Annotated in this window: 11 protein-coding genes; all 11 read left to right on the top strand. The window is 65.3% G+C overall.

What is annotated here, in order from left to right; translation table 11 throughout:
- The coding region (locus tag G6N77_RS19040) for a P-loop NTPase family protein (protein WP_476855473.1) at positions 1–391 on the top strand (391 nt) is incomplete at its 5' end.
- A gap of 56 nt (positions 392–447) precedes the next feature.
- Positions 448–1,878 carry an aldehyde dehydrogenase family protein gene (locus tag G6N77_RS19035; protein ID WP_165183747.1) on the top strand — a complete coding sequence of 477 codons (1,431 nt, stop codon included), beginning with the start codon at positions 448–450 and terminating at the stop codon, positions 1,876–1,878.
- Between the two features lie 22 nt (positions 1,879–1,900).
- Positions 1,901–3,850 (top strand): 3D-(3,5/4)-trihydroxycyclohexane-1,2-dione acylhydrolase (decyclizing), encoded by a 1,950-nt coding sequence (gene iolD, locus G6N77_RS19030; RefSeq protein ID WP_165183746.1) that lies wholly within the window; start codon positions 1,901–1,903, stop codon positions 3,848–3,850.
- On the top strand, positions 3,847–4,620 hold the full coding sequence (locus tag G6N77_RS19025; protein ID WP_165183745.1) for an HpcH/HpaI aldolase family protein: 774 nt from the start codon (positions 3,847–3,849) through the stop codon (positions 4,618–4,620). The genes iolD and G6N77_RS19025 overlap by 4 nt, the downstream gene beginning before the upstream one ends.
- A gap of 22 nt (positions 4,621–4,642) precedes the next feature.
- On the top strand, positions 4,643–5,860 hold the full coding sequence (locus tag G6N77_RS19020; RefSeq protein WP_205678438.1) for a Gfo/Idh/MocA family protein: 1,218 nt from the start codon (positions 4,643–4,645) through the stop codon (positions 5,858–5,860).
- Between the two features lie 35 nt (positions 5,861–5,895).
- On the top strand, positions 5,896–6,882 hold the full coding sequence (locus tag G6N77_RS19015) for a LacI family DNA-binding transcriptional regulator (protein WP_240902436.1): 987 nt from the start codon (positions 5,896–5,898) through the stop codon (positions 6,880–6,882).
- 64 nt (positions 6,883–6,946) lie between these two features.
- Positions 6,947–7,879, top strand: a complete 933-nt coding sequence (locus G6N77_RS19010; protein WP_165183742.1) for a hydroxyacid dehydrogenase — start codon at positions 6,947–6,949, stop codon at positions 7,877–7,879.
- Positions 7,880–7,978: 99 nt separating this feature from the next.
- Entirely contained in the window at positions 7,979–8,998 is a 1,020-nt protein-coding gene (gene iolG / locus G6N77_RS19005) for an inositol 2-dehydrogenase (protein WP_165183741.1), read from the top strand.
- Entirely contained in the window at positions 8,995–9,780 is a 786-nt protein-coding gene (locus G6N77_RS19000; RefSeq protein ID WP_165183740.1) for an SDR family oxidoreductase, read from the top strand. Before iolG ends, G6N77_RS19000 begins: the two co-directional genes overlap by 4 nt.
- Positions 9,777–10,664, top strand: a complete 888-nt coding sequence (locus G6N77_RS18995; RefSeq protein ID WP_205678437.1) for a sugar phosphate isomerase/epimerase family protein — start codon at positions 9,777–9,779, stop codon at positions 10,662–10,664. The genes G6N77_RS19000 and G6N77_RS18995 overlap by 4 nt, the downstream gene beginning before the upstream one ends.
- A complete protein-coding gene (locus G6N77_RS20395) occupies positions 10,661–11,692 on the top strand; it encodes a Gfo/Idh/MocA family protein (RefSeq protein WP_165183739.1) in 1,032 nt (343 codons plus the stop codon). The genes G6N77_RS18995 and G6N77_RS20395 overlap by 4 nt, the downstream gene beginning before the upstream one ends.
- Positions 11,693–11,759 lie beyond the last annotated feature (67 nt).

The raw sequence follows: 11,759 nt of genomic DNA, 5'->3' as shown, positions 1-11,759 counted from the left end.
AAGACAGTGCGTGGCCATTGCCCGCGCCGTGCACTTCGGGGCGAAGGCCCTGATCCTGGACGAACCCACCGCGGCCCTGGGCGTGAAGCAGTCCGGGGTGGTGCTCCGGTACATCCTCCAGGCCCGCGACCGCGGCCTGGGCGTCATCTTCATCACCCACAACCCCCACCACGCCTACCCCGTCGGGGACAGGTTCCTGCTCCTCAAGCGCGGCAAGTCCATCGGCTACTACGACAAAAAGGACATCACCCTGGAGGAACTCACCGCCCAAATGGCCGGCGGCGCGGAACTGGCCGAACTGGCCCACGAACTCGAAAGCCTCGGCGGCCACAGCGACATCGTCAGCGAAGTCCAAGCCGAAGTCGCCGAGGTCGCAGAAGCTGCCCTGTAACTCACACCATTCCAGCCGCCATGTCGGCAAAGAACCACAACCACGATGGAGCAACGATGGAAATGCTAGTAGCCGGAAGTTGGCGCGGAGCCGCGGACGGCAGGATAGAGGAAATCCGTTCACCGTTTGACGGCAGGATAGTCGACACGGTGCCGGTGGCGACGGTCAAAGATGCCGTGGCCGCACTCGACAGGGCCGAGATTGGCGCACGGATCCAACGGAGCACGCCGGCACATGAGCGGGTCGACATCCTCCTGCGCGCAGCCGCATTGGCGGATGAGCGGGCCGAAGACATTGCCCAGACCATCAGCGCCGAATCCGGGAAGCCCATCACGGAAGCCAGGGGTGAGTCCAGCCGCTCCGGCAACATCATTCGCCTGGCTGCCTATGAAGGGAGCCAGCTGTATGGCTCATCCCTTCCCCTTGACGCCAACGCCGGGACGGGGCTGGACAAGATCGGCTTCACCCTGCGCCAGCCCGTGGGGATCGTGGTCGCCATCACACCGTTCAACTACCCGGCGCTGCTGGTGTTGCACAAAATTGCACCCGCGCTGGCGGCCGGGAACGCCGTCGTCCTCAAACCGGCCCGCGCTACCCCGCTGACGGCGCTAAAGCTCGCCCGTTGCTTCGTGGACGCGGGCCTGCCGCCGGAGGCGTTGTCCGTCATTACCGGGCCCGGCAGCTCGCTGGGGGATGTGCTGGTGACTGACCCGCGCGTGCGCAAGGTGTCCTTTACCGGTTCCACCAGCGTGGGAACCCGCATCAGCTCCATTGCGGGGGTCAAAAAGCTGTCCCTGGAACTGGGGGCCTCGTGCCCGGTCATCATCCTTCCGGATGCCGACCTGGAACTTGCCGCCACAGCCGTTGCTTCCGGTGGTTACGTCAACGCCGGGCAGGTGTGCATTTCCGTCCAGCGGGTCATCGTGGACCGCCGCGTGGAGGCCGACTTCCTGGACGCACTGGTCCCCAAAGTCGAGGCCATTGCGGTAGGTGACCCCCGGGCGGACGGCACCCGGCTTGGCTCGCTGATTTCCGTGGACGAAGCAACCCGTGTCCAGGCATCGATTGCCGCGGCACGCCAGACTGGCGCCCGGGTCCTTACCGGAGGAGACCGGGACGGCGCCGTGGTAAGCCCCGCCGTCGTCGCCGGTGTCGACCCGCGTTCGCCGCTGAGCCGGGATGAACTTTTCGGGCCCGCCGTCGCCGTTTCCTCAGCCCAGGACATCGAGGGGGCCATCGCCCAGGCCAACGACAACGATTACGGCCTGGGGGCGGGCATCTTCACCAACGATGTCGCAGGAACGGTGCAGGCCATGCGGTCCATCGACGCCGGCAACATCCACATCAACTGGTCCCCGCTGTGGCGGGCGGACCTGATGCCCTATGGCGGACTGAAAGGCAGCGGCGTCGGCAAGGAAGGCGTCCGCTCCGCCGTCCAGGAAATGACAGAAGAGAAGACCATCGTCCTGCACGGGCGTCCCTGGTAATTACGAGAACTGGAACAAGTCCATGACAACACCAAACCTGACCATCCGGCTCACGACAGCCCAAGCCCTCATCAAGTATCTCTGCGCACAATACTCCGTGGCCGACGGCGACCGCCGCCGCCTGGTCCCGGCAACACTGGGCATCTTCGGCCACGGAAACGTCGCAGGGCTGGGACAGGCGCTGGATGAGCTGGCGGATGAGATGCCGTTCATCCAGGGTCGGCACGAGCAGTACCTGGCCCACATTTCCACCGCCTACGCCAAGGCCAGCCGCCGCCGGGCAGTACTCGCCGTGACGGCGTCGATCGGTCCAGGCGCCCTCAACCTGGTGACTGCCGCCGGCCTGGCCACGGTCAACCGGATTCCCCTGCTCCTGCTGCCCGGGGACACCTATGCCACCCGCCACCAGGGGCCGGTCCTGCAACAGCTGGAACACCCGACCGAAGCCGACGCCACCGTCAACGACGCGTTCCGGCCCGTGTCACGGTTCTTCGACAGGATTACACGCCCGGAGCAGCTCCTGACGGCCCTGCCCCAGGCCATGCGTGTGCTGACGAGCCCCACGGATGCCGGGGCGGTGGTCATTTCACTGCCCCAGGATGTCCAGTCGCACGCGTACGACTTCCCGGCTAGGTTCTTCGAGCCCCGGGACTGGAAAATCCGCCGTCCGCTGCCCGATCCCGAAGAGGTCGAGGACGTCGTCCGACTCATCCGCGGCGCCGACCGTCCCGTGATCGTCGCCGGCGGCGGCATACACTACTCGGACGCCCATGCGGCCCTGGAAGCGCTCGCGGCGCAGACGGGCATCCCGGTAGTCGAGACTTTCGGCGGCAAGGGGGCCGTCACCCGTAATGAGTGGTGGCAGCTGGGTGGAGTGGGCCTGGAGGGCAACTTCGCCTCCAACAACCTGGTCAAACAGGCTGACCTGGTCCTAAGCGTCGGCACCCGGCTGACCGACTTCGCCACCGGCTCCCAATCCCTTTTCGAAGACCCCAACGTCCGGTTCGCATCCCTTAACATTGTCGACGCCGACACACGCAAGCAGGGCGCCACCGGCATCCTTGCCGACGCACGGCTGGGGCTGGAGGCCCTGGCCGTGGCACTGAAAGGCCAAACCACGAGCAAGTGGTGGCAGGACACGGTCCAGTCCGAGAAGGCACACTGGGCGCCCATCCGGAGCAAGTGGCTGGACGCCGACACCCCCTACGATGCCGCCGACCACCCTGACGCCCCGGTCACCGGGGCGCTGTTGACACAGCCGCAGCTGATCGGGCTGATGCAGGAACACGCCCGCCCGGGCGACACGGTCATAGCCGCGGCAGGAGGGCCACCCGGTGACTTGCAAAAGGTCTGGGACGCCACAGACAACCGCCACTGCCACCTGGAATTTGGATTCTCCTGCATGGGCTATGAAATTGCCGCCGGCATGGGTGTCCGCCTGGCCCAGGGGAACAATGACAACCGCGTGGTCACCTTCATCGGGGACGGCACCTTCCTCATGGCACCCACCGAAATCCTCACCGCGGCGCAGGAGGGACTCAACGTCACCATTGTGGTCTCGGAGAACCACGGCTACCAGGTAATCCACCGCCTGCAAATGAACCGCAGCGGCAAGGAATTCGGCAATGAATTCCGGTACCGCACCGCCGCTGGGAGCCTAGCCACACAGGGAACCCCCACGACACGCCTGGACGGGGACTACCTGAGAGTGGACCTGCGGCAAATCGCCGAGGGCCTGGGTGCTCTCGCCATCCGTGCCACGAGTGCCGCCGACGTCAGGCAGGCCTTGGAGTCCACCAGGAACACCGGCGGGCCCGTTGTCATCGTGGTGCCGACGGTGCCCCACGTGGACCTGCCCGGCGGTGACGTGTGGTGGGACGTCGCCCCCGCCGAAGTGTCACGACAGGAGGCCGTGCGCGGACTGCGGAAGGAATACGAACTGGCTCGAGGGGCCCAGCGGTGGTTCGGATGAGCCGCGGACCGCTCGACGGCGGGCAGCTGCGCCGACGCCTGTCCGAGGGCGAGGTGACTGTGGGCACCTTTGTCGGCATGGCTTCGGCCACGGCCGCAGAAGTTTGTGCCGCATCCGGGGCCGATTGGATCTTGATCGACCTGGAGCACGGCTCCGGAAGCGACGAGGCCGTCCGGGACGGAGTCATCGCGGCCGGCGGCTATGGCGTCCCCACCATCGTCAGGGTCGAAAGCGGAGAACGCATCCGCATAGGGCGCGCGTTGGACCATGGGGCAGACGGAATCATGGTGCCCCGGCTGGGAAATGTCGAAGAAGCCCGACAAACAGTCAGGCACATGCTCTACCCGCCCCGAGGCGACCGGGGAGTGGCCACCTACAACAGGTCCTGCCAGTGGGGCATGAACCGGGAACCCCTGACCGCCGACAGCCAGACAACAGTGGGGATCATCCAGATCGAGACACTCGATGCTCTGGAGAACGTGGAGGCGATTGCCGCCCAGGACGGCGTGGACGTCCTCTTCGTTGGTCCCCTTGACCTCTCCTATGCCTTGGGTGTTCCGCTGCAACTGGACAGCGGTGCCTTCCAAGACGCCCTGAGGCGGGTGCTCGACGCGGCAGGGCGGCACCACAAGGCTGCCGGCATCCTCGCCGCGGATGGGACCGCTGCAGCCAAGTTTGTCCGCCAGGGATTCCGGTTCGTCGCCATCGGATCGGATTCCACCATCATGGCCGCGGCGTTCCGGGACGCCTTCGCCACCGCCCGCAACTAACAAATACTTCAACGAGACAGGAATGACCGTGACCCAAGAATCCCTCACCGTCGGTGTTGGCCTTATCAGCGTCGGATGGATGGGCAAGCTCCACTCGCGCGCCTACCAAACCGTCCCCTATGCCTACCCCGAGCTCGGCCTCGCCACCAGGCTCATCATTGCAGCAGACACGGAGCCAAGCCGGGTTGACTATGCCCGGAAAATTCTCGGCTTCGCCGAAGGCACCACCGACTACCACGACGTCCTCAACCACCCCGAGGTGGACGTCGTCTCCATCTGTGCACCCAACTTCCTGCACGCCGAAATCGGCATCGCAGCTGCCAAGGCCGGAAAGCACTTCTGGATCGAAAAGCCGGTGGGCCGCGGCTACGAAGAAACGGCCGCGGTGCAGGAAGCCGCCGTCGATGCCGGTGTCATCACCTCCATCGGGTACAACTACCGCCACGCACCGGCCGTGGAACACGCCCGACAGCTCATTGCCGAGGGCCGGCTCGGACGCATCACCAACGTCCGCGCAGTGTTTTTCTCCGGCTATGCCTCCGAACCCAACGGAGCCCTGTCGTGGCGTTTCAATAGAAAGCTTGCCGGTACCGGCGTGTTGGCCGATCTGTTCAGCCACGCCACGGATCTGTGTCAATATGTAGTTGGACCCATCGCCGAAGTCACCGCGCTGACCAGCACGGTGTACACCCAGCGCCCCAAGCTGGCCATGGGATCCGGAACACACTTCGCAGTCATTGAAAACGGTGAAATGGGACAGGTTGAGAATGAGGACTATGCTGCAGCGCTGGTCCGCTTCGGACCAAGCGCCCGCGGCGCCGGCGCGGTCGGCACCATTGAATCCTCCCGCGTTGCCGTCGGCCCCGAGTGCGGCTACCAGATCGAGGTCTACGGTACCGAAGGTTCGCTCAAGTGGGATTTCGAGCGCATGAACGAACTCAAGGTCTGCCTGGGGCGCAACAATGATGAGCAGGGATACACCACCGTCAACGCCAGCCCCCGACATGGGGACTACTCCCACTTTCAGCCCGGCCCCGGCAACAGCATGAGCTTTGACGACCTGAAGGTCATTGAAGCGAAGAAATTCCTTGTCGCTGTCACCGGGGGAGTGCAGGAAAACTCGAACATCCATGATGCCGCGTCGGCCGCTGCAATTGTCAGCGCCGCCGAAGCCTCCTCCCTGTCGGGCCAATGGCAGAAAATCGATGAAATCCACGGCACCACGGCAGCACGGGCATAGCCATGGCCAAGTCATCCGCACGGCGGCCAACGATCATGGATGTGGCAGAACGTGCCGGCGTCTCAAAATCGCTGGTCTCACTCGTCCTGCGCGACTCACCTCGCGTCAGTGACGAACGCCGCCAGCGGGTGCTCAAGGTTGTCCAGGAGATGGGATATGAGCTGAACCTCGCAGCCAGGTCCCTGGCAACGAGGGAAAGCGGCACCATCGGGGTGCTGGTCAGCGACCTGCACAATCCTTGGGCTTTCGACGTCGCCGACGCCGCCCGCACCGTGCTTGAAGAGAGCGGCCACACCGTCCTGTTCAGCGCAGTCACGGCGACGGGCAGGGGTGTGGACCAGTCCATTCTCCAGGCCTTCCGCGACCTGCGCGTCGCCGGGTTGCTCGTTGTGGGAACGGTGCCGGACACGGCACCGTTCAGCCGCGCCGTTGGCGGGGGAGCCGTTGTCTTTGTCGGCGGCGGGCCGGACTACATCGACACCGCCGACGTGGTTCGAAGCGACGACGCCCTGGGCATGGCGATGGTGGTTGACCACTTGATCACCCAGGGCCACGAGAACATCGTCCACCTGGGCGGACTCGGCGGTTCGGTGGGCCGGGCCCGCGTTGACGGGTATTCGGCAGCCATGGAGGAACACGGACTGGACCGCCACATCCAGGTGGTCGATGCCGACTTTTTCCAGGAATCCGGCTACGTTGCGGCCCAAAGGGCACTGACGTCTTCCCGCTCCCGGTCCCAACGCCCCACTGCGCTGGCCTGCATCAACGACCTAGCCGCCATCGGAGCCATGACGGCCGCCGATGAACGCGGTGTGGAAGTTGCCATCACCGGCTATGACAACATCGCCTTGGGCGCCATGCCGCGCCTTGGCCTGACCACCGTGGACCCCGACAGCTCCACCATTGGGGTGCTCGGGGCCAACACGCTGCTGGGCCGCATCAACGATGACGGTGACTCCTTTGTTCACCACACCGTCACACCCCAGCTGGTCGTGCGCACCTCCAGCCTTCTCGGCCTCTAAAACACAACTTCGCGGCACCGCCATTTCCGGCGGCGCCCTCCCACCCACATCTTCAAGGATGACGATGTCCCTTTCAATCAACCCCCAAATCATTGTCGCGCTCGGCCGCGTCGAACCACACCTGGTGGAACCGTTGCTCTCCGAACATCAGCGGCTCGTCCAGGACCCCACGAATGCGGACCTGGCCAACGCCGAAGCGGCCATCGTCCGGGCAGCCTACAGGGTGGACCGTGACCTGCTGGACCGCATGCCGGCGCTGAAGGTCATTGCCCGGACAGGGGTGGGAACAGACCTCGTCGACGTGGCCGAGGCGAACCGCCGCGGCATCGCGGTGGTCATCACGCCCGGCAGCAACACTGCCTCGGTCGCCGAGGGCGTGTTCGCACACCTGCTCTCACTCGTGAAGAAGCTCGGCCCGCTCACCTCGCTCGTAAGGGAAGGCCGCTGGGAGCAGCGCTCCGCAATGGACGTCGGAGACCTGGAAGGCTTCACGCTTGGCATCATCGGCTACGGCCGGATCGGCCGCCGCGTGGCACGGCTGGCCGAAGCGTTTGACATGAAAATCCTCGCCCATGATCCGTTCGCCAAGATTCCCGCCGGGATGGGCTGCGAGACGGTGGAGGAACTCCTGGCCCGCAGCGACTTCACCACCTTGCATATGCCGCTCACCACGGAAAACCACCACCTGATCAACGCAGCGCGACTCGCGACAATGAAAACCGGCGCGATCCTCATCAACTGCAGCCGCGGCGGCCTCGTCGACCTCAACGCCGCCCGTCAAGCCCTCCTCTCCGGCCAACTCTCCGGACTGGGCCTGGACGTCTATGACCCGGAACCGCCAGCCCACCACCCATTGTTTGACCATGAAAACGTTGTCCTGACACCGCACCTGATGGGCTTCACCCAACAAGGCATGGCACACACGGTCAGGGATGCGGCCCAAGGCGCCATAGACGTCCTGGCCGGACGCGCCCCCGCGGCCGTGGCAGCACCCTAACCATCCATGCCATGGAGCGACGGCGTGGCCCCGCACCGCTTCGCAACCAACCACCAGCCCGGACAATTCCGGGCAGCCCACCAGAAAGGACAACATCACATGTCTGAAAACCAACCGCTCAAGGTCGCCCTCTTTGGCTCTGGCCGCATCGGCCAGGTCCATGCCCGCAACATCGCCGCCCACCCGGACCTGGAGCTGGCCTGGATTGTTGATCCCTTCATTGAGGGGGCACGAACCCTGGCGGCCGGCACCGGTGCCCAAGCCGTGGCATCCGCGGATGAGGTGTTCGCCAACGCCGACCTGGACGCCGTCATCATCGGATCGCCCACCAACACCCACGTGGACCTGATATCCCGGGCCATGTCACACGGGGTCGCGGCCCTGTGTGAAAAGCCGATCGACCTCGACCTTGATCGAGTCCGGGCCTGCCGCGCTTCACTGGAGGGAAACCCAACGCCCCTCATGCTTGGCTTCAACCGACGCTTTGACCCCCACTTTGCCGCCATCCAGGCCCGAGTCGCTTCGGGGGAGATCGGCCGGCTCGAACAGCTGACCATCATCAGCCGGGACCCTGCCCCCGCGCCGGAGGCATACATCCTCGCCTCCGGCGGGATCTTCCGCGACCAAAGCATCCACGACCTGGACATGGCACGGTTCTTCGTGCCGGACATTGTCGAGGTCCAGGCCACCGGCACCAACGTGTTCTGCGACTACATCGAGGAGGCGGGGGACTTCGACTCCGTGGTCATCACCCTCAAGGGCAGCGGCGGCGAACTGGTGACCATCACCAACTCCCGCCACAGCGCCTTCGGCCACGACCAGCGGCTGGAAGCATTCGGCAGCGACGGAATGCTCAGCGCCGGCAACATGGCCCCCACCACGGTGCGCAAGTACGGCGCCGCAGGCACAGAGGGTGCGGACCCGTACCTGCCGTTCTTCCTCGAACGGTACGCCGAGGCCTACCGCAACGAACTGGACGCCTTCGCCCAGGCCATCCGCACCGGTACTGCCTGCAGCCCAGGGTTCGACGACGGCCTGCAGGCACTCCTGCTGGCGAACGCGGCCGAGGAGTCGGCGCGCACCGGCCGCACCGTGAAGATTGGCAAGGAGCAGCCGTGACGGCGCCACTGCTGAGGGACAAGGTGGTCCTCATTAGCGGGGGAACCCAGGGTTTGGGTGCGGGGGTCGCCCGGCGTGCCGCCGCCGAGGGGGCCGCCGGAATTGCCATTACGGGACGGAACGCCGAAACGGGCCAGCGGGTGGCCGCGGAAATTTCGGCGGGCGGGGTGGAGACACGGTTCATTCAAACCGACCTCGCCGACGTCGAACAGGCACGCCAGTCCGTCCTCGGGACCATTGCGGCCTTCGGCCACGTGGATTGCACCGTCAACGCGGCAGGCCTGACCACCCGTGGGACCATGCTCGACACCACCCCGGAGCTCTTTGATGCGCACATCGCGGTGAACCTGAAGTCGCCCTTCTTCGTCATGGCTGAGACCATCAAGCACCTGCGCAGCAGAGGGGTGCCCGGGAGCATCCTGAACGTCATCTCCATCGCCGAACTTGGCGGCCAACCGTACCTGGCTCCCTACGTTGCTGCCAAGGCCGGCCTCGCCGGGGCCACACGAAATGCCGCCCACGCCCACCGGTGGGACAAGATCCGCATCAACGGGCTGGACATCGGATGGACCGCCACGGACGGGGAAGCTGAGACCCAACGGAAATTTCACGGTGCGGGGGCGGACTGGCTGGAGAAGGCCAATGCGTCTGTTCCCATGGGCAAGCTCGGGCAAGTGGACGAGATTGCCGAATTCATAGTCTTTCTCCTCTCCGACCGGAGCGGTGTAGTCACGGGTTCCGTCATCGACTGGGACCAAAATGTCAACGGAGGATCAGATTGAACACCATCACCAGCCGACTTGCCGCAGCGCCCATTTCCTGGGGCGTCTGTGAGGTCCCGGACTGGGGCCACCAGCTTGAGGCCGGCCGTGTGCTGTCCGAGATGGCCGCACTGGGCATCAGCGCCACCGAGTTCGGCCCGGCCGGATTCCTGCCGGCACAGGCCGACCAGCGGGCGAAAGTTCTCAGCCAGCACAACTTGAAGGCGATCGGCGGCTTCTTCCCGATCATCCTGCACAACCCGGCCGCAAACCCGCTTACGGCCGTTGCGGCCGAACTGGATGCTTACGAGGCCGCCGGGGCCAGCATCATGGTGCTCGCCGCCGAGACGGGAGTGGCAGGTTACGACCAACGCCACGAGCTCGACGCCGAGGGCTGGGAACTGTTCGGCCGGAACCTTGACGCCGTGGTCAAGGCCGCGGCCGACCGGGGCATTCAGGCCGTGGTCCACCCGCATGTTGGGACGATGATTGAAAGCACGTCCGACGTCGACCGGGTCCTCAGCGACACCGCGGCCAACCTCTGCCTGGACACCGGGCACCTGCTCATCGGCGGCACCGACCCCGCCGTGCTGGTTCGCGACTACGCCGCCCGGATTGGCCACACCCACCTCAAGGATGTCCGCTCCTCGATAGCCCGGCGGGTCCAAAACGGGGAGCTCTCCTACACGGACGGCGTCAAGTCCGGAATGTACGTGCCGCTGGGCCAGGGGGATGTGGGCATCGCCGGCATCGTTCGTGACCTGCTGGCAGCCGGGTACCGTGGATGGTTCACCATGGAGCAGGACACCATCCTTGAGACGGAGCCGGCCGGCGAGGGCCCCCTCCGGGACGTCCGGCAGTCAGTCGCCTTCCTGCGGGGGCTTGAATCGGACATCAGCGGGTGAGCGCCGTCCGCTGGGGTGTCCTCACCACCGCCCGCATTGCCCAGAACCGCTTCCTGCCTGCCATGCGCACGGCCCGCAACGCCGTCGTTTCTGCCATCAGCAGTCCCAACGGCAGGGCATCAGAGGTGGCTACCCGGTTCGGCATCCCGGTTGCCTACACCTCCCACGAGGAACTCCTGGCCGATCCGAACATCGAAGCCGTCTACCTGCCCTTCCCCAACGGCCTTCACACGGACTGGATCATTGCCGCGGCTGAAGCGGGAAAGGACATCCTTTGCGAGAAGCCGCTGGTCGGCAGCGCGGAGGACTACGCCAGGGTTGTTGAGGCGTGCGCTCGGAACGGCGTGAACCTCATGGAGGCCTTCATGTACCGCTTCCATCCGCAGCACCAGAAAGTCCGCGAGTTCATCGACACCGGCCGCATCGGCCAAATCGTCTCCCTGCACGCACGGTTCCACTTCGTCATGGACCGCACCCCGGGGGAGGTCCGCCTGCAGACCGGACTTGAAGGCGGTGCTGTCAATGATGTCGGCTGCTACGCGATCGACATCATGAACATGGTCATGGGCCGGGCCCCCGAATCCGTCTACGGAAAGGGAACCAGCCGCACCGACGCCGTGGACACCACCGTCGCCGCCATCCTCGACTACGGAGACGTCCTGGGAACACTGGACTGCGGATTCGAAGGACCCCGCACCAACTCGTTCCAAGTGATCGGCACGGAAGGCCAAATCACCCTCGACAAGGCATTCGACCCGCAACCGGGTGAAATCGCCCGCGTCACCGTCTCCCTCCGCGACGGGCGGACGGAATCCTTCGACATCGGGGAAGACCAGTTCAAGACCGAGATTGAACGGTTCAGTGCCTGGGTGCGCAGCCCCGGACCGGAACTCATCCACAGGGAACTGACCGAGCAAAACCTTGCCGTCCGCCTGGCCCTCCATGAATCCTTGGCCACCGGCCTGCCAAGCACAGTCAAGGAAATCCACGCCGCCGAGCACCATCAACCAGTACAGGAGCACTCATGACCACCATCAAGCATTTCATCAACGGCGCCGAGACGGCGGGCACGGGCGGGGCCACGCAGCCGGTGTA

The organism is Arthrobacter silviterrae, assembly GCF_011045165.1.
Classification (GTDB): Bacteria; Actinomycetota; Actinomycetes; order Actinomycetales; family Micrococcaceae; genus Specibacter; species Specibacter silviterrae.
The sequence above is the reverse complement of the archived record's forward strand: the minus strand, read 5'-3'. Positions and strand labels throughout refer to the sequence as shown.